We start from the raw sequence: 19,257 nt of genomic DNA, 5'->3' as shown, positions 1-19,257 counted from the left end.
AATGTGTGCATCCCGTGGAGGCCCGGATCCCCGCCCCCGGCCCGCCCGCGGTCTGGCAATATATCTCCTTGCCGCGCGGCGCCCCGAGGGCGGGCCGCGGCGGGCACCTTGAGAACCGGATACTGCGAGGGAGCGCACCCATGAGGGTGCGCACCGAGAAGACAGGAATCAGACACCATCTTCTTTTGTGAGACGAAAGTCAGTGATGTACGAGAGACACGATAAGGTTCCCGCCCCCAACGGGGCGAGGGCCCGTCGATCCTTTCCGAATATCAGGACGAGAAAATCGAATCACGCCTAAGAGAAACGATGGATCCGATCAGCGATTCGCTGGCCGGACGGGCTTTCGCGCCCAAAAGCATTTTTTGGACGGAGAGTTCGATCCTGGCTCAGGATGAACGCTGGCGGCGCGCCTAACACATGCAAGTCGAACGGCACCCCTCCTCGGAGGGAAGCGAGTGGCGAACGGCTGAGTAACACGTGGAGAACCTGCCCCCTCCTCGGGGATAGCCGCGGGAAACCGCGGGTAAAACCCGATGACCCCGACGGGCCGCATGGCCCGCCGGGCAAATCTCCGGAGGGAGGGGATGGCTCCGCGGCCCATCAGGTAGACGGCGGGGTGACGGCCCACCGTGCCGACAACGGGTAGCCGGGTTGAGAGACCGACCGGCCAGATTGGGACTGAGACACGGCCCAGACTCCTACGGGAGGCAGCAGTGGGGAATCTTGCGCAATGGGGGCAACCCTGACGCAGCGACGCCGCGTGCGGGATGGAGGCCTTCGGGTCGTAAACCGCTTTCAGCAGGGAAGAGACAAGACTGTACCTGCAGAAGAAGCCCCGGCTAACTACGTGCCAGCAGCCGCGGTAATACGTAGGGGGCGAGCGTTATCCGGATTCATTGGGCGTAAAGCGCGCGTAGGCGGCCCGGCAGGCAGGGGGTCAAATGGCGGGGCTCAACCCCGTCCCGCCCCCTGAACCGCCGGGCTTGGGTCCGGTAGGGGAGGGTGGAACACCCGGTGTAGCGGTGGAATGCGCAGATATCGGGTGGAACACCGGTGGCGAAGGCGGCCCTCTGGGCCGAGACCGACGCTGAGGCGCGAAAGCTGGGGGAGCGAACAGGATTAGATACCCTGGTAGTCCCAGCCGTAAACGATGGACGCTAGGTGTGGGGGGACATGCCCTCCGTGCCGCAGCCAACGCATTAAGCGTCCCGCCTGGGGAGTACGGCCGCAAGGCTAAAACTCAAAGGAATTGACGGGGGCCCGCACAAGCAGCGGAGCATGTGGCTTAATTCGAAGCAACGCGAAGAACCTTACCAGGGCTTGACATGCGCGTGAAGCGGGGGAGACCCCGTGGCCGAGAGGAGCGCGCACAGGTGGTGCATGGCTGTCGTCAGCTCGTGTCGTGAGATGTTGGGTTAAGTCCCGCAACGAGCGCAACCCCCGCCGCATGTTGCCAGCAGGTAGAGCTGGGCACCCATGCGGGACCGCCGGCGTCAAGCCGGAGGAGGGCGGGGACGACGTCAAGTCATCATGCCCCTTATGCCCTGGGCTGCACACGTGCTACAATGGCCGGTACAGCGGGATGCGACCAGGCGACTGGAAGCGGATCCCTGAAAGCCGGCCCCAGTTCGGATTGGGGGCTGCAACCCGCCCCCATGAAGTCGGAGTTGCTAGTAATCGCGGATCAGCATGCCGCGGTGAATGCGTTCCCGGGCCTTGTACACACCGCCCGTCACACCACCCGAGTCGTCTGCACCCGAAGCCGCCGGCCCAACCCCTTGCGGGAGGGAGGCGTCGAAGGTGTGGAGGGTGAGGGGGGTGAAGTCGTAACAAGGTAGCCGTACGGGAACGTGCGGCTGGATCACCTCCTTTCTAGGGAGACATTTTCTCGCTCGGAAGACACAGACCTTGGGCGGCGCGGACGTCCGTTCCGGCCCTGCCTTCCCGGCCATCCCCCGCAGCGTCCGGTCCCCGGGGTCGCCCCGCGTACCTTGAGAGCCGCATAGCGAGACGGATCATACAATGATTCGATCGATTCTCAATTCCGATAGAAGAGAGAAAGATATCTTCGATTCTGCGAACGATAACGAATAGACGTAAGTCAAAGCATCAGATCGCCCCGCGGGCCACGGGCCCGCGGGAGCGGTATGCGATACCCGATGAACGAGAGCGGATTGAAATACGCCAGGCGCCCCGCGCGAGCGGGGCCAAGATATGCAGGGCGCACGGCGGATGCCTTGGCACATGGAGCCGATGAAGGACGCGGCAAGCTGCGATAATCCCGGGGTAGGGGCACACGCCCGACGATCCCGGGGTCTCCGAATGGGCGAACCCGCATGCAGCGGTGCATGCATCCCCCTTGGGAACGCATACCTTGGGGGAGGACAACCCGGGGAACTGAAACATCTAAGTACCCGGAGGAGAAGAAATCAACCTCGAGATTCCCCGAGTAGCGGCGAGCGAAAGGGGACCTATGGCCAAACCGGCGAGCGGGCGGGCGCCAGCCTATACCGCCGCCGGGGTTGCAGGGCCCCCCGCCCGGGAGCTGGCGCTCCCGGCGGGGACCCGCGGAGGGGAGCCGAACGGCATGGGAAGGCCGGCGGCACAGTGTTAGAGCCACGTAGGCGCACCCTCCCGCGGGCCCCGAAGGGGGCTCCTGAGTAGGGCCGGGCACGTGAAACCCGGTCCGAACCTGGGTGGACCACCATCCAAGCCTGAATACTCCCATGTGACCGATAGCGCACAAGTACCGTGAGGGAAAGGTGAAAAGCACCCCGGGAGGGGAGTGAAACAGTACCTGAAACCGTGCGCCCGCGAGCAGTCGGAGCGGCCATCGCGCCGTGACGGCGTGCCTTTTGTAGAATGAGCCAGCGAGTTGCTGGCCGCCGGCGAGGTTAAGCTGGGAAGCGAGCCGAAGCGAAAGCGAGTCTCAACAGGGCGTCCCAGTCGGCGGCCGCAGACGCGAAGCCGGGTGAGCTATCCCTGGGCAGGCTGAAGCGGGGGTAAGACCCCGTGGAGGGCCGAACGGCAGTACGTTGAAAAGTGCTCCGATGACCTGGGGATAGGGGTGAAAGGCCTATCAAACCCGGAGATATCTCGTTCTCCCCGAAATAGCTTTAGGGCTAGCGTCGGACGTTCACCCCTGGAGGTAGAGCACCGGATCGATGAGGGGGCTTCGCCGCCTACCGACTCGAACCGAACTCCGAATGCCAGGGGCCCACAGTCCGGCAGTCAGAGCATGTGGGCTAAGCTGTGTGCTCGAGAGGGAAACAGCCCAGACCGCCCGCTAAGGTCCCCAAATCCACGCCGAGTGGCAAAGGATGTGCGCTCGCGCAGACAACCAGGAGGTTGGCTTAGAAGCAGCCACCCCTTCAAAGAGTGCGTAACAGCTCACTGGTCGAGTGGGCGCGCGCCGACAATACACGGGGCTAAGCGTGGTACCGAAGCGGCGGGATGACGATTGTCATCGGTAGGGGAGCGTCCCCAGCGGGGCGAAGCCGGAGGGTCACCGACGGTGGACTGCTGGGGAGCGAGAATGCTGGCATGAGTAGCGAGAGACGAGAGCGTAACTCGTCCGCCGTAAACCCGAGGTTTCCTGGGCGAGGCTAATCCCCCCAGGGTCAGTCGGGGGCTAAGGCGAGGCCGGGAGGCGTAGCCGACGCGCAGCAGGTTGACATTCCTGCACCGGAGACGCGCCGTCACGACCGACGGGGCGACGGATTGGGGTGGCTCGGCGGGGTTCTGGACGTCCCCGTGATGGAGCGCGGCCCGCGGACCAGGGAAATCCGGTCCGCGCGAGGGCGAGGCTCCGGACGAAGCGACTGAGCGAAGCGAGTGAGCCCGAGGTCCCCAGAAAAACCCCTAGGCAGGGGCGTCTCCGCCCGTACCGCAAACCGACACAGGTGGGTGGGTAGAACATACCGAGGCGATCGGGTCAACCATGGTCAAGGAACTCGGCACAATGGCCCCGTAACTTCGGGAGAAGGGGTGCCCCCGCGTACGTGAACGGACTCGCTCCGGGAGCGGAGGGGGGCCGCAGTGAAGAGGCCCAAGCGACTGTTTACCAAAAACACAGGACTCTGCAGAAGCCGCAAGGCGACGTATAGGGTCTGACGCCTGCCCGGTGCCGGAAGGTCACGCGGAGGGGTCAGCCGCAAGGCGAAGCCCCGAAGCCAAGCCCCGGTAAACGGCGGCCGTAACTATAACGGTCCTAAGGTAGCGAAATTCCTTGTCGGGTAAGTTCCGACCTGCACGAAAGGCGCAACGACTTGGGCGCTGTCTCGACCATGGACCCGGTGAAATTGCACTAGTCGTGAAGATGCGACTTACCCGCGGAAGGACGGAAAGACCCCGTGAACCTTCACTGCAGCTTGGCATTGGCCGCAGGGTGCGCGCGTAGAGGATAGGCAGGAGGCTGCGAAGCCCGGGCGCCAGCCCGGGCGGAGCCGACCTTGGAATACTGCCCCCGCGCATCCGGCGTCCTAACCCGAGGCCGTCATCCGGCTCGGGGACCGTGCCAGGCGGGTAGTTTGACTGGGGCGGTCGCCTCCTAAAGGGTAACGGAGGCGCGCGAAGGTCCGCTCGGGACGGTCGGCAACCGTCCTTTTGAATGCAAGAGTACAAGCGGGCTTGACTGCGAGGCCCACGAGCCGAGCAGGTGCGAAAGCAGGCTCTAGTGATCCGGCGGCCCCGAGTGGGTGGGCCGTCGCTCAACGGATAAAAGGTACTCCGGGGATAACAGGCTGATCTTGCCCAAGAGTCCACATCGACGGCAAGGTTTGGCACCTCGATGTCGGCTCATCGCATCCTGGGGCTGGAGCAGGTCCCAAGGGTACGGCTGTTCGCCGTTTAAAGCGGTACGCGAGCTGGGTTCAGAACGTCGTGAGACAGTTCGGTCCCTATCCTCCGTGGGCGCAGGAGAATCGAGGGAGGCTGCCCCTAGTACGAGAGGACCGGGGTGGACGGACCTCCGGTGAACCGGTTGTCGACCAACGGCACTGCCGGGTAGCCGCGTCCGGCGCGGATAACCGCTGAAGGCATCTAAGCGGGAAGCCGTTCCCGAGATCAGTTCTCCTTTCGGTAAGGGCACCGGTAGACCACCGGTTCGATAGGCGGCAGGTGCAAGGGGCGCGAGCCCCTCAGCCGAGCCGTACTAATCGCCCGAGCTCTTACCCCGCATCGAGCGGCGGGGCGTCCGGCGCGCTCCCGCGCGCGGGCATCGCCGCTTCGGCTTGCGCCCGGTCGAACCGTCCGGTCCGTCTCCGCTGTGCGGCCCTCAGGGCACGCGGGCACCCCCGGGTGGGCGGAACGCCGCCCACCGGTCAGCGGCCACAGCGTGCGGGGCACGCCCGGTCCCATTCCGAACCCGGAAGCTAAGCCGCACCGCGCCGATGGTACTGCGGGGCAAGCCCGTGGGAGAGCAGGGCGCCGCTGACCGGTGGACGGCGTTTCGGTCGGGGAGGCCCCCGCGGGAGACCGCGGGGGCCTCTTCGCGTTTAAAGAGACATTTAGCGTGATACGCATTGGTTGTTTCTTTTCTGCAAGCGGGACGGCTCATTCTGGAGTCGCTACAATGGCTTCATCGCGATTCGAGAGGAATCGCAGCTTCTTGTATTGAGATGGGTCATATGTTCACCGTATTCATTATTGGAAATATGGCGTCGGGCAAATCGTATGCCTCGCATGTTCTTGAATCTAAAGGTGCGCATCGCATTGATTTGGACGAGCTTGCAAAGAGTCTCTATGTGCCGGGATCCCCTATCGTGGATGAGCTCTGTCAAGCGTTCGGTTTCGAAATCCTTGATGATGAGGGCAGCATCGATGCGGCCGCACTATCTTCGCGCGCATTCTCGTCACCCGATTTGGTCGCTACGCTCAACGCGATCGTTCACCCCGCCGTCTTGGATCAATTGGCCCTGCGCTTGCTTCCCGCGCAGTGCTGTTCCGTATTGGTGCCGCAATATGAGCTGACGTGCGTTGAGATATCGGTTCCTGCTGCCTGTACTGAGGCATTTGCGCTTGCTGATGAGGTGCTTGCTGTTACCGCCCCTCTCGAGTCTCGTTGTGAACGCGCTGTTCAGCGCGGAATGGATCGCGATGAGTTTTTAAGGAGATCCGAGTTCCAGTTGGATGAATCGAGTGTTTGCGCTCTTGCGGACACCGTCATCGAAAATACCGGTACGAAAGATGATCTCGAGCGACAGCTCACCAGCTGGCTGCAAGCGCGCGGCTTGCTTTGCGGAGCTGCGGGTGCGTCTGCATGAGAGGGTCGAGTATGCGATTTCTCCGATGGTACCGTCTCATCCCGCTTCTGCTCGTCGCCGTGTGCGGTACGGTTTCCTTCGCGTATGCCTATGCGCCGGCTCCTCTCTTCAAGCTTTTGTATCCGCTTCGCTATGAATCCGAGATACTTGCATCCTCGAAGCGCCATGGACTCGATCCATACCTGGTAGCTGCGGTGATCGAGACCGAATCGGGCTGGGACGCGAACGCCGAATCGTCTCAAGGCGCCTATGGCCTTATGCAGCTCATGCCCGAGACCGCACAAGATGTCATTGCGCGCGGTCTTGTCGATCCGGAGACATGGTCGGCGGCGGCACTTGACGATCCGCAGACGAACATCGAGTTAGGTTGCGGGTACCTGGCGTACCTTCTGGACTATTTCAATGGGTCGGTCGACAAGGCCATCGCTGCCTACAATGCTGGCATGGGCAATGTCGATGACTGGGCTCAGGAAGAGACGCATCTGCATAATGCGATAACGTTTCCCGAGACCCAGGCGTACCTCGTGCGCGTGACGACGGCGCGTTCCCGCTATCAGGAGCTGTATCCTGACAGCTTTTCCTGATCGTTCTTGAAAGGTTGGTACCATGGCTGATTTCGAGGTCGAGCGCGTCGGGGGCGAGCTGCGCCGTTTTGGGATTTCCGGCGAGGATGCCCGATTCGAGGTCGTATCTCCTTTCGAGCCCTCGGGCGATCAGCCCGAAGCAATCGCCTCATTGGTCAAAGGCGTTGAGCAGGGCGACCGATTTCAGGTTCTTCTGGGCGTGACGGGATCTGGCAAGACGTTCACGATGGCTAAGACCATCGAGGCGCTCGGCAAGCCCACGCTCGTGATGGCTCCCAACAAGACGCTCGCCGCTCAGCTTGCGAGCGAGCTGAAGGAGTTCTTTCCGCATAACGCGGTGGTCTACTTCGTCTCCTATTACGACTACTATCAGCCCGAAGCCTACGTGCCGCAGAGCGATACCTACATCGAGAAGGATTCCTCCATCAACGAGGAAGTGGAGATGCTGCGCCATCAAGCGACCGCGTCGCTGCTCTCGCGCCGCGACGTAATCGTGGTCGCATCCGTCTCCTGCATCTACGGCATAGGCTCTCCCGAGGACTATGCGGGATTGGCGCCGAATGTCGACAAGAAGAACCCTTTGGAGCGCGACGAGTTCATCCATGCCCTCATCGATATCCAGTACGACCGCAACGATTACGATCTATCGCGCGGGTGCTTCAGGGTGCGCGGTGATGTCGTGGACGTGTATCCGCCCTATGCCGAGCATCCGCTGCGGTTCGAGTTTTTCGGAGACGAGGTCGAGCTCATCGCGGAGATCGACGAGGTCACCGGCGAGCTGCTGCGCGAATACGATGCCATCCCCGTGTGGCCCGCCTCCCATTATGTGACCGAGAAACCGAAGGTGACCGCCGCGCTGAGGTCCATCGAGGAGGAATGCGAGCAGCGCGTCTCCGAGCTGAAGGCGGCGGACAAGTTGCTCGAGGCGCAGCGCCTGCAGCAGCGCACGGATTACGACCTTGAGATGCTGGAGACGATGGGGTTCTGTACGGGTATCGAGAACTATTCCCGGCACCTCGATGGTCGCAAGCCTGGCGAACCCCCGTTCACGCTTATCGATTACTTTCCGAAGGACATGCTTTGCATCATCGATGAGAGCCATGTTACGGTGCCTCAGATTCGCGGCATGCACGAAGGCGACCGGTCGCGCAAGGTCACCCTGGTTGAGCACGGCTTCCGCCTTCCCTCGGCGCTTGATAACAGGCCGTTGAGGTTCGATGAATTCGAAGCGCGGATTCCGCAGTTCATCTACGTCAGCGCCACTCCGGGCGATTACGAGCTGAGGGTGAGCCAGAACAACGTCGAGCAGATCATCCGACCCACGGGTCTGCTCGATCCGAAGATCGACGTGCGCCCGGTGCGCGGCCAGATCGATGACCTGCTCGACGAGATCCGCGTCAGGACGGCGCGGCACGAGCGCGTACTGGTCACCACGCTCACCAAGCGGATGGCGGAGGACCTCACGGACTACCTGCTCGATGCGGGAGTCAAGGTCAACTACATGCATTCGGATACCGCGACGCTCGACCGCGTCGAGATCCTCCGAGACTTGAGACAGGGCAAGATCGACGTGCTCGTGGGCATCAATCTGCTGCGAGAGGGGCTCGATCTGCCCGAGGTGTCCCTGGTCGCCATCTTGGATGCGGATAAAGAGGGATTCTTGCGCAACCGCCGATCGCTTATCCAGACGATAGGCCGCGCCGCGCGCAATGCCGAGGGTGAAGTCGTGATGTACGCGGACACCGTCACGGATTCGATGCGCGAGGCGATAGACGAGACGATGCGGCGCCGAGCCATCCAAATGGCGTTCAACGAGGCGCATGGGATTCAGCCTAGGACGGTGCACAAGGCCATCAACGATATCTCGAGCTTCATCTCGGAGGCTGCCGAGACGGTCGGCAAGAAGGGACGCAGCCGCGGGGACACCCTGGGCCACGGCGAGTTCTTCACCCCGGCGGGCGAGGCGGCGGATGCGGCTCCCGGGGTCGTCGCCTCGACCGGCCAGCTGCTGGCCGAGGAACTCTCGTCGCTGCCCGCCGACGAGCTCGCCCGCGTCATCGACCAGATGGAGGACGACATGCGGAGCGCGTCGGAGGCGATGGACTTCGAGGAGGCGGCGCGCCTGCGCGATGCGCTGGTTCATCTTAAAGCGCAAGTGGAGGATGCGAGCGAGGATGAGGTCATCGAGCGCTTGCGGCGCGATGCGCGCAAGGGCTCCGCATTCGGCGGGGGAAGGAAGCGCACGGGGGCGAGGTTCGGCAAGAGGCGTTGATTGCCGCCGGGGCGCGCATGAGGTCGCCCGTGCGCCATAAAGCGCGGACGTACGGCCAGGAAGAAGCCCCGGTTTTCATGGTTTGAACTGCACCCCGAATCTTGGTTTCCTGTGTCCAAGATTCGGGGTGCAGTTCAGTTGAGAACCGGGGCGGCCCGATCATCGATCGGCGCTCGAGGCGGCGATCGGCGCCCGGGGACTGGAGGCGTGCGGCTCGTTGCGCAATCCGTCGCTTAGCCAACATGGGCGATAAGCGCCTGTGCGCACCGTATGCCGTCGGTGGCGGCGCTCATGATCCCCCCTGCATATCCGGCGCCCTCTCCGCAAGGATAGAGGCCGGGCGCGCCCTCTGCGACGCAGTCGCGGCCGCGCAGCACCGTGACGGGGGAGCTCGATCGGCTCTCGACGCCCGTGAGGACCGCATCGTGCCTATCGAAGCCCTTGAGTTTGCGGGCGAGGAGCGGGATGCCCTCGCGCAGCGTCGCATCGACGTGGGCGGGGAGCGCAGGCGAGATGGAGCCCCAGGCGACGCCGATCGGATAGGTGGGGGTCACGGACCCGCCGCGGGCGCTGGGGATGCCGACGAGGTAATCACCGAGAAGCTGGGCGGGCGCACGGTAGGTCCCGCCTCCCAAATCGAAGGCCATCCGTTCGCAGCTGCGCTGCAAGGCGATGCCGGCAAGCGGGTCGTCGCCGGGGAGGTCCCCGGGCGTCACGTTGACGAGCAAAGCCGAGTTGGCGTTGACTCCCGCGCGCGCATGGAGGCTGGCTCCGTTGGTGACCACGCCGCCGCGCTCGGAGGCCGCCGCGACGACCTGGCCGCCGGGGCACATGCAGAAACTGAAGACACTGCGCCCGCCGGAGAAGTGGGCGACGAGGCTATAGGGAGCCGCGCCGAGCGCGGGGTGTCCCGCGGAGGGCCCGTATTGCGCTCGGTCGATATCCGCCTGGAGATGCTCGATGCGAACGCCCATGGCGAACGTTTTGCGCGAGAGGGAGAAACCTCGGCGGGCGAGCAGCTCGAAGACGTCGCGCGCGGAGTGCCCGCAAGATAGGATCAGCCGGTCGCAGGCGATGCGCTCCTCGCGCCCCCCGCGTTCCCAGGCGATGCCCCGGATGCCGCCCGCCGCATCGCGCTCGATGTCCACCAGGCGGGTCTCGAAAAGGACCTCGCCGCCCAGGGCGCGGATGCGCTCGACGAGCGAGGTGACGACTCGAGGAAGGACGTCCGACCCGATATGCGGCTTGGCGTCCCAAAGAATCTCGCGCGGGGCGCCGGCGTCGACGAGGGTCTGCAGGATGAGCCGATGCGCAGGGTTTTTCGTGCCGGTGTTGAGCTTGCCGTCGGAAAACGTCCCTGCGCCTCCGAGCCCGAACTGGATATTCGATTCCGGGTCAAGCTCCCCGGTCGCCTCGAAGCGCGTCACCGCCTCGCTGCGCCGACCTGCATCCTCTCCGCGCTCGATGAGGAGCGGTTCGAGTCCGGCCTCGGCGAGCGTGAGCGCGGCGAAAAGGCCGGCGCAGCCGGCTCCGACGACGACGGGCCGGGCGTGAGGGGTCCCTGCGCGCCCGAGCGGCTTGGGGAAGGCGGGCTCGTCCGCATCGACGGCGCGGACTCGCCGACGGGTGCGCTCGTCAAGGCGCTCGAGCGCTGTCGCTTCGTCGAGGTCGCCGGCGAGCTCGAGACGGATGCTCAGGGTGAAGCGGACGTCGCGCCTCTTGCGCGCGTCGATGGACTTGCGGTGCAGGGAGGCGCGGAGGACGTCGGATCGCTGGATCCCGAGAAGCCTGCAGGCTTCTCGGGTGCCGACCTCGAGGCAGCCCTCCTCGTCGGCGCCTTGGTCGAGGGCGCAGGGAATCTCGGTGATCTCAAGCATGGTGCAGCTCCTTGGGGCGATGCGAACAGAGGGGCGCGGTCTGCGCGCTAGCGCAGCTGCGCGGCGGCGGCGCCGGCGCGCAGACCGGAAATCCAGGCCCACGCGAGATTGTAGCCGCCGCAATCGGCATCCATGTCGAGCGCCTCCCCGCATGCGTAGAGCCCGTGGCCGATCGTTTCGCGCGTGATGGAAAGCGTTTCGGTATCGACGGCGGACCAGGGGATGCCGCCTCGACGGACCTGAGCCTGCGCGTGCTCCGCGGTGCCCGTTACGGCAAGCGGGAAACGGTGGAGCGCGGAGGCGACGGCGGCGAGGTCGTTGCCGAGCGCGCGGGCGTAGGCGCATACGGCTCCGGCAAGGGGGCGGGCGAGCATGCCGTCGAACCATGCGGGGTCGCCGGGGAAGGCTCCGACTGCCTGCATGCGCCGCTCGAGCAGGCTGCGCAGCGCGGGCTCGCTGTGGCGGGGGAACAGGTCGAGTTCGATGGTGTCCCCGGGTTCGATTCGGCGCGAGAGGTTGAACGCGGCGATGCCCGAGATGCCGTAGGGCCTGAAGAGGACCTCTCCCTCCTCGAAGGCGATGCATGCGCCGCCGCGCTTGAGGGTGAGCATGCCCTCGGCGCGCAGGCCGTCGAGGGCGTCCAGGTCCATGCCGCTCGGGCCGTCGCATGCGATGGGGCAGAGCAGCGGCTCTTCGTCCATATGCGGGACCGCGAACAGCGCGCAGGTCTTCGCGCACGCCCCTCCGGGCGCGAGCACGACCGCATGCGCCCGGAGGGCGCGGCTATCGCGCGGGGCCGCCGCGAGCGCCTTGCGCGCACGGCGAAGCGCTGCCTTGCCCGTCTCCTCCACGCGCACGCAGCGCGTCGGCGCATCGACTTCGAGCGTCCAGGTTCCGTCGGCGTAGGAGACCGAGCGCACCTCGGTGCCGCAGAGCGAGTCCACTTCGGCCCGCGCGCACCCGGAGAGCAGGACGTCGCGAACCGACTCCGCTCGCCGGGTGACCGGGTAGAGACGCCCCTCGACCGGGGAAGAGAGGAGGCCGAGGGAATCGAAGAGACTTGAGACGGCGGCCTCGGGGTCATCGCCCATCACGCGACGGGCGATGTCGGGATGGCGGTAGCGCCGAGGGTCGAGACGCTCGTTGGAGAGGTTGCACCGACCGTTGCCGGTGGCGAGTATGGGGAGGCCGCACGCGACGTCTCGCTCGACAATGCAGGTCCTGGCGCCGTCGCGCGCCGCTGCGATCGCAGCGGCGAGCCCGGACGCGCCGCCGCCGACCACGGCGACGTCGTAGGGTTCGGTCATGGTGCCTCCCGGTATCGTTCCGCTGCCTACTGGGTGTCGGAGCCGTCGTCTGCGAGCGCCGCCTTGGCGTCCTTGTAGGCGGCCGTCGCGCAGATGGCGGAGACGGCCTCGGGGAGCATGCCGGCGGGCAGGGCGGTCTCGAGGGTGCCCTCGTCGCAGGCGGCTGCGAGCGCGGGGTCGATCGGAAGGCGGCCGAGGATCTCGAGATCGTAGGCGCGCGCGACGTCCTCGAGCTTGCTTTCGCCGAAGACCTCGATCTTCTTGCCGCAGTCCGGGCATTCGATGTAGCTCATGTTCTCGACGACGCCGAGCACGGGGATATTCATCTTCTCGGCCATGTTGACCGCCTTGGCGACGATCATCGAGACGAGGTCCTGTGGGCTCGTGACGATCACGATGCCGTCGACGGGCAGGGACTGGAACACGGTGAGGGCGACGTCCGCCGTGCCCGGGGGCATGTCGACGAGCAGGTAGTCGAGCGGGCCCCAGCTCGTCTCGCTCCAAAACTGGCGGATTGCCCCCGCGATGACGGGGCCGCGCCACAGGACGGGGTCGGTCTCGTTCGCGAGCAGCAGGTTGCTCGACATGACCTTGATGCCGCCCTCGGAGATCTCGGGGAGGAGGAGGTTGCCGATGCCGTGGGCGCGCTTGCCGGCCATGCCGAAGATGCGAGGGGCGGAGGGACCGGTGATGTCCGCGTCGAGCACGCCGACGGAGTGGCCGAGGCGCTTCAGCTCGATGGCGAGCGCGGCGGTGACGAGGGACTTGCCGACGCCGCCTTTGCCCGAGAGCACGGCGATAACGTGCTTGACCTCGGAGAGATTGTTCTCATCGAATTGCTCGGGAGCCTTGGGGGCGCCCTCTACCGCGTGTTCGCATGCCATATTGCGCATCCTTTCGGTGGTTGTTCCAAACAGGTTCCATTGTAGCGCGCCCGCCTTTCCCGCGGCCCGCCGCATCGCGCTCTCATGTTGTCTTCGCGCACGTTGTTGACGGTTCCATGTCGAGATGGGAAGTTAGTGGGACCCGTTGGGGCCCGTGCAGGCGCAGGGGCCGATTGTTGTTCGAATGGCCGTATCCATGCAGTTTTCCCACGAGGCGCTCTCCGCGCCCTTCTCGATCCTTCTGCTCGTCCTTTGCGGTGTCGCCGGCTTCGGCGTCTGGTGGACGTGGGTCCGCGAACGCCGCATCGCCCTCGGCGAGGCGGCCGTCTCTCTTGCCGGCGCGGCGGTTCTCTCCGTGCTCGAAGATTGGTGCTCCCAGGGCGCGGTCGAAGGCCTGCTGCCGTCCGATTGCTGGACGGTCGCCGTCGTCGTCGCCGCGGGCGCGCTGGTGAGCTTCGCTCGAAGACCGATGATCGTGTGGCTCGAGGGCATGTGGCGTCCGGCTGCCGAGGTGTTGCGCGCCCTGCGCGATGTCGTGCTCGTGGTCGGGACGTGCGCCGCGTCTGCCTGGATCGTCGACTACGTGTGGCTCGATACCGCGGCGGAGCTGCCGGTGGGCAGCTTCTACGCTACGTTCCTCGTGCTGCTCGCTCTCGCATCGTTCCTCTACGTCCTGGGCCAGCGGACGGGTCTTCTGCTCTGGCTCGTTCCCGTCGCCGCTGCGGGCTTCGGCATAGCCCAGCATTTCGTCGTGCTTTTCAAGGGGGCCGCGCTCCTGCCGAGCGATCTGCTCGCCGCCGGCACGGCTGCGGCGGTCGCCGAGGGGTATGATTTCGTGCTCACACCTCAGATCGCCTACGGGATCATGGCGGCGTTCGCATGCGCGTGCGCCCTGTCGTTCGTGTGGCCCGGCCATGCGGGCGGCAAGCGCTCGGCCGCGCTGAACGCAGGGGCGAACCTCATCGTTGCGGCTGCGCTCGCCGGGGTGTTCGCCTCGACGTTCTCGACGACGTCGATCGAAGAGGGGCTCGGCTTCTCGTACGATCGCTGGCAGCCCATCACGACCTACCGCGCTCGTGGCTTCGTCCCGGCGTTCATCGCGGTCGCTCAGGATCTCGCCGTGCCCGAGCCGGAAGGGTATACCGAGGAGGGCGCCGCGGCGGACATCGCCCGCCTCGCTGCCGCCTATGACGCCGGAGCCGGTTCCTCCCCGCAGCGCCTCGAGGCGGCCGCGCAGTTCGAAGTGCTCAAGCCCACGGTCATCGCGGTGATGGACGAGAGCTTCGCGGACCTTTCCATCTACGATGCCGTGCGCGAGGCCGGCTATGCGGGGCCGCAGCGCTTCAACGGCCTGGCGGACGCCCTCGTCCGCGGGGCGCTCGACGTCTCGGTCTCGGGCGGTGGCACGGCGAACACCGAGTTCGAGTTCCTCACCGGTACGAGCACCGCCTTCCTCGGTGCGAACAAGATCGCCTACCAGCTGTACGATTTCAGCCATATCGACAGCCTCGCGGGGCAGTTCGACGGCTTGGGCTACGGCACGACGGCGATGCACCCGCAGCTCGGTGTCAACTACCAGCGCACGTCGGTCTATCGCGAGATGGGCTTCGGGGAGTTTTTGGACATCGATGATTTCGAAGGAGCGCCGGGGTATCACGCCGGCGCGACCGACGGCGCGACCTTCGACAAGATCCTCGAGGTGCTGGCCTCCGACGAGGCTCCCCAGTTCGTGTTTGACGTGACCATGCAGAATCATGGCGGATACGACGCCGGTACCGTGCCGGAGGAGGATGTCATCTGGTACATGCCGGCAGGCGTCGAGGACGAAGGCCTGCTCACGCAGCTCAACACCTACCTTGCCTGTATCGAGGCGTCCGACCGCGACCTTGAGGCCCTCATCGCGCAGCTGCGCAGCCTGGACAGGCCGGTCGTGCTCGTGTACTTCGGCGATCACCAGCCTTCCGTCTCTACCGGGCTGAACGATACCTTGTATCCCGGGGAGGAGCCGGCCGTCCATGCGCAGCGTCAGTACCAGACCCCGTATATCGTTTGGGCGAATTACGACGTGGCGGGTTGCGACCAGCTGAGCGCCTGGCGCGAGACCGATCCGGCTCTGCTCGCCGCCCAGACGCTCCATCTGATCGGCGCTCCGCTGAGCGAGTACCAGAAGGCCCAGATCGTCCTGTCCGAACAGGTCCCCGCCGTTCATGCGGTAGGCTATCTCGGGGCGGACGGCCTGCGCTACGCGCTCGAGTCGGAGGGGCCGTTCGCGGAGGCGCTGAGCCAGCTCGAGCGGATCCAGTACTACAACTTCATGCGCAGGGTGCAGTAGCGGGCGTTCGCCGGAACGCCCGCGCGTCGACCCCTTAGAGGCGCCCCGTCTTGCGGTTGCAAAGCCGCAAGACGGGGCGCGCCCTTGCATATGGGCTGGGAGGGGACCCGTGGGCTAGCTCGTCGCCTCGGCGTCGCGGGCTTCCATCCGTGCGCGGTCGCGTTCGAGGATGGGCGCGAGGAAGCGGCCGGTGTAGCTCTCCGGGACGCGCGCGACCTGTTCGGGCGTACCGGAGGCGACGATCGTGCCGCCGCCGCTGCCCCCCTCGGGGCCGAGGTCGATGATGCGGTCGGCGACCTTGATGACATCGAGGTTGTGCTCGATGACGAGCACCGTGTTGCCGGCGTCGACGAGGCGCTGCAGCACGTCGATGAGCTGGCGCACGTCCTCGAAGTGCAGCCCCGTCGTGGGTTCGTCGAGGATGTAGAACGTCTTTCCCGTCTGCCGGCGGTGAAGCTCCTTGGCGAGCTTCACGCGCTGCGCCTCGCCTCCCGAGAGCGTGGTGGCGGGCTGCCCCAGGCGCACATAGCCCAGGCCGACGTCGTAGAGCGTCTGCAGCTTGCGCTTGATCTGCGGGATGCTGCCGAAGAACGTGAGCGCCTCGGTGACGCTCATCTCCAGCACGTCGGAGATGCTCTTGCCCCGGTAGGTGACCTCCAGGGTCTCGCGGTTGTAGCGCTTGCCGCCGCACACCTCGCAGGGGACGTAGATGTCGGGCAGGAAGTGCATCTCGATCTTGATCTGGCCGTCGCCCCGGCACGCCTCGCAGCGCCCGCCGCTCACGTTGAAGGAGAAGCGGCCCGGCGAGTAGCCGCGCGCCTTGGATTCCGGCGTGCTCGCGAACAGGGCGCGCAGGTCGTCCCAGAGCCCGATATAGGTGGCGGGGTTCGAGCGCGGGGTGCGGCCGATGGGGGACTGGTCGATGTCGATGACCTTATCGATCTGGTCGATGCCCTCGATCTCACGGTACGGGCCGACGACACGGGCGGAGTGGTGCACCGCGTTGGTGAGCGCGGGGGCGATGGTGTCGGTGACCAGCGAGCTCTTTCCCGAGCCGGAGACGCCCGTGACCACGGTGAGGGTGCCGAACTCGATTTTGGCGGTGACGTTTTTGAGGTTGTTGGCCGATGCCCCGCGTACGGTGAGGGCACCCCGCTTGGGGGAGCGGCGCGCGGCCGGGAGCTCGATCATCCGGGCGCCGGTGAGGTAGGCGCCGGTGAGCGACGCGGGGCATGCCTCGATCTGCTCGGGCGTGCCCGCGCAGACGACCTCGCCGCCGTGCTCTCCGGCGCCGGGACCCATGTCCACGACGTAGTCCGCGGCGCGGATGGTGTCCTCGTCGTGCTCGACCACGATGACCGTGTTGCCGAGATCGCGCAGGCGCTCCAGGGTCGCGATGAGCCGCTCGTTGTCGCGCTGGTGCAGGCCGATGGAGGGCTCGTCGAGGATGTACAGGACTCCCATGAGCCCGGCGCCGATCTGCGTGGCGAGGCGGATGCGCTGGGCCTCTCCGCCGGAGAGCGTGGCGGAGGCGCGATCTAGGGTGAGGTAATCCAGCCCGACGTCCACCAGGAACCGCAGGCGCTCCATGATCTCCTTCACGATGCGCCCGCCGATGAAGCTCTGGCGCTCGGTGAGCTCGAGGGCCTCGAAGAACGCGAGGGACTCGCGGCAGCTCATGCGGCAGACGTCGTAGATGGACTTGCCGCCCACGGCGACCGCGAGCATCTCGGGTCGCAGGCGGGCGCCGTGGCAGCTCGTGCAGGGCTCCTCGCGTATGTAGCGCTCGAGCCTGGCCTTGGTGTTCTCGTTCGTCGTCTCGACGTAGCGCTCGTACAGGATGTTGCGCACGCCGGAGTACTTGGTGAGCCAGTGGGTGTCCCGCCCGTCCTGGGTGCGGTAGTCGACGCGCATCTTCTTGTCGCCGAGGCCGTCCAGGAAGACCTTGCGCACGCGGGCGGGGAGGTCTTTCCAGGGCGTCGAGGGCTCGACGCCCAGATGCGCGCACAGGGCGCGGAAGATCTGCGGGTAGTAGTTGGATTTGCCGAAGAAGGAGCCGAAGACGCCCTCGTCGATCGAGAGGCTCGGGTCCTCGATGAGGGTCTCGGCGTCGACGACCTTCTTGAAGCCCAGGCCGTCGCATTCCGGGCATGCTCCGTAAGGGGCGTTGAAGGAGAAGTCGCGCGGCTGGAGGTCGTCGATGGAGTGCCCGTGCTCGGGGCAGGCCAGCGCGAGGGAATAGCTGAGCAGATCTCCCTGCGCCCCCTCCGGGGCGTCGCGGTCGGGCAGCAGGTATACCGACACGTTGCCGTGCGCGAGCCTGGTCGCCTGCTCCACGGCCTCGGCGATGCGGCCGAGGCCCGTGTCGCGCACGACGATGCGGTCAACGACGACCTCGATGGTGTGCTTGAACTTCTTGTCGAGATCGACGGTCTCGTCGAGGCCGCGCACCTCGCCGTCGACGCGGACGCGCGAGAAGCCTTCTCCGCGCAGGTCCTCGAACAGCTTGGTGAACTCCCCCTTGCGACCGACCACGACGGGTGCGAGCACGAAGGCGCGGCGTCCCTGTCCCGCCTCGAGGATCTTGTCGGCGACCTGGTCGGTCGTCTGGCGCTCGATGACGCGGCCGCACTCGGGGCAGTGGGGGGTGCCGATGCGGGCGAACAGCAGGCGGAGGTAGTCGTAGATCTCGGTGACCGTGCCCACCGTGGAGCGCGGGTTCTTCGAGGTCGTCTTCTGGTCGATGGAGACCGCCGGCGACAGGCCGTCGATCGAGTCGAGGTCGGGCTTGTCCATCTGGCCGAGGAACTGGCGCGCATAGCTTGAGAGGCTCTCGACGTACCGGCGCTGGCCCTCGGCGTAGATGGTGTCGAAGGCGAGGCTCGACTTGCCGGAGCCCGAGAGCCCGGTGATGACGGTGAGGCGGTCGCGGGGGATCTCGACGTCGATGCCGCGGAGATTGTGCTCGCGCGCGCCCCGGATGACGATTGAGGAATCGGACATGGAACTTCTCCCGTACGGTGTCGAATACGGGACCATTCTATCCCAATGCGCGGACATGTGTTCGCATTTCACCGCTTCCTCCACGGCGAGCCCATGCCGTCTCGCGCAGGCGGGGCCGCGTCTCGCTTCGCGCCCGCGTGGGGGCTGTGTCGTTTCGCGATCGATCCGGGCGACGGCGCCCGCGATGTATGCCCGTCGCGGGGGCGGGCATAATGAAGGGCGAACGTAACCGGCCCTATGGATAGGAGAAGCATATGGCAACGTTTTACAAGGATGCGGACGGCAACTTCCTCGCATCGGTCTCGGGTTCCCCGGCTCCGGCGGGTTTCGAGGCGCTCGAGCCCAACACCGTCGACGCCGCGACCGAGAAGCACGTCCCCTCGGTCGAGCTCCAGCGCGACGGCCACATCATCCACGTCCAGGTGGGCGAGGTCGCCCATCCCATGACGGAGGAGCACTCCATCGAGTGGATCGCTCTCGAGGCCGACGACCGCCTCGAGCTCCATTACCTCAAGCCCGGCCAGACCCCGGTGACGTTCTTCGCCGGCGGCGTGAAAACCGGGACCGTCTACGCCTACTGCAACCTGCACGGGCTCTGGAAGGCCTCGTTCTAGGATCCGGCGCGATCCGCGGGGCGCAGTGCCGCGTCCGGGCCGTCCGCTTCGAGCGGGCGGCCCGTTTTCTGCCGGCCGGCAGCGCGGGGCGGGGCGGGTATGATGGTGTGACCGATGA

9 protein-coding genes and 3 rRNA genes are annotated in these 19,257 nt (G+C 65.8%); 8 read left to right on the top strand and 4 right to left on the bottom strand.

Annotated features, from left to right (window positions below; translation table 11 throughout):
* The first annotated feature begins 366 nt into the window (after positions 1-366).
* The 6 genes from BQ7355_RS08910 to uvrB all read left to right on the top strand — a co-directional run bounded on the left by BQ7355_RS08910 (position 367) and on the right by uvrB (position 9,122).
* Positions 367-1,875, top strand: a 16S ribosomal RNA gene (locus BQ7355_RS08910).
* 333 nt (positions 1,876-2,208) lie between these two features.
* A 23S ribosomal RNA gene (locus BQ7355_RS08905) occupies positions 2,209-5,179 on the top strand.
* A 144-nt stretch (positions 5,180-5,323) separates the two neighbouring features.
* Positions 5,324-5,439: ribosomal RNA gene (rrf, locus tag BQ7355_RS08900) — 5S ribosomal RNA — on the top strand.
* The 16S, 23S and 5S rRNA genes sit together here, the layout of an rRNA operon.
* A 191-nt stretch (positions 5,440-5,630) precedes the next feature.
* Entirely contained in the window at positions 5,631-6,266 is a 636-nt protein-coding gene (gene coaE, locus BQ7355_RS08895) for a dephospho-CoA kinase (protein ID WP_072415990.1), read from the top strand.
* Between the two features lie 11 nt (positions 6,267-6,277).
* Positions 6,278-6,850, top strand: coding sequence for a lytic transglycosylase domain-containing protein (locus tag BQ7355_RS08890; RefSeq protein ID WP_072415851.1), 573 nt, complete (start codon positions 6,278-6,280; stop codon positions 6,848-6,850).
* A gap of 22 nt (positions 6,851-6,872) precedes the next feature.
* The gene (gene uvrB / locus BQ7355_RS08885) at positions 6,873-9,122 is read left to right on the top strand and encodes an excinuclease ABC subunit UvrB (RefSeq protein WP_072415850.1); all 2,250 of its coding nucleotides are present in this window, start codon (positions 6,873-6,875) and stop codon (positions 9,120-9,122) included.
* A 233-nt stretch (positions 9,123-9,355) separates the two neighbouring features.
* On the opposite strand, the gene BQ7355_RS08880 is transcribed toward uvrB, so the two are convergent.
* The 3 genes from BQ7355_RS08880 to BQ7355_RS08870 are packed head-to-tail and all read right to left on the bottom strand — an operon-like array spanning position 9,356 to position 13,190.
* A complete protein-coding gene (locus BQ7355_RS08880) occupies positions 9,356-10,999 on the bottom strand; it encodes an NAD(P)/FAD-dependent oxidoreductase (RefSeq protein ID WP_072415849.1) in 1,644 nt (547 codons plus the stop codon).
* A 47-nt stretch (positions 11,000-11,046) separates the two neighbouring features.
* Positions 11,047-12,306 carry an NAD(P)/FAD-dependent oxidoreductase gene (locus tag BQ7355_RS08875; RefSeq protein WP_072415848.1) on the bottom strand — a complete coding sequence of 420 codons (1,260 nt, stop codon included), beginning with the start codon at positions 12,304-12,306 and terminating at the stop codon, positions 11,047-11,049.
* A 26-nt stretch (positions 12,307-12,332) separates the two neighbouring features.
* Complete coding sequence (locus tag BQ7355_RS08870; RefSeq protein WP_072415847.1) at positions 12,333-13,190, bottom strand: Mrp/NBP35 family ATP-binding protein; 858 nt, start codon at positions 13,188-13,190, stop codon at positions 12,333-12,335.
* Positions 13,191-13,386: 196 nt separating this feature from the next.
* Here BQ7355_RS08870 and BQ7355_RS08865 point away from each other — a divergent pair, with 196 nt between their 5' ends.
* Positions 13,387-15,522: an LTA synthase family protein gene (locus BQ7355_RS08865; RefSeq protein ID WP_159430456.1), complete on the top strand. Its 2,136-nt coding sequence runs from the start codon at positions 13,387-13,389 to the stop codon at positions 15,520-15,522.
* Positions 15,523-15,636: 114 nt separating this feature from the next.
* Here the strand turns inward: BQ7355_RS08865 and uvrA are convergent, their stop codons facing one another.
* A complete protein-coding gene (gene uvrA / locus BQ7355_RS08860; protein ID WP_072415845.1) occupies positions 15,637-18,525 on the bottom strand; it encodes an excinuclease ABC subunit UvrA in 2,889 nt (962 codons plus the stop codon).
* A gap of 254 nt (positions 18,526-18,779) precedes the next feature.
* Between uvrA and BQ7355_RS08855 the strand changes: the two genes are divergently transcribed.
* Positions 18,780-19,139 carry a desulfoferrodoxin family protein gene (locus tag BQ7355_RS08855; RefSeq protein ID WP_072415844.1) on the top strand — a complete coding sequence of 120 codons (360 nt, stop codon included), beginning with the start codon at positions 18,780-18,782 and terminating at the stop codon, positions 19,137-19,139.
* The last annotated feature ends 118 nt before the right edge of the window (positions 19,140-19,257 follow it).

The organism is Collinsella phocaeensis, assembly GCF_900119895.1.
In the GTDB taxonomy this organism is placed as follows: domain Bacteria; phylum Actinomycetota; class Coriobacteriia; order Coriobacteriales; family Coriobacteriaceae; genus Collinsella; species Collinsella phocaeensis.
Note: the sequence above shows the minus strand (reverse complement) of the source record. Positions and strands in the feature narration are given on the sequence as shown.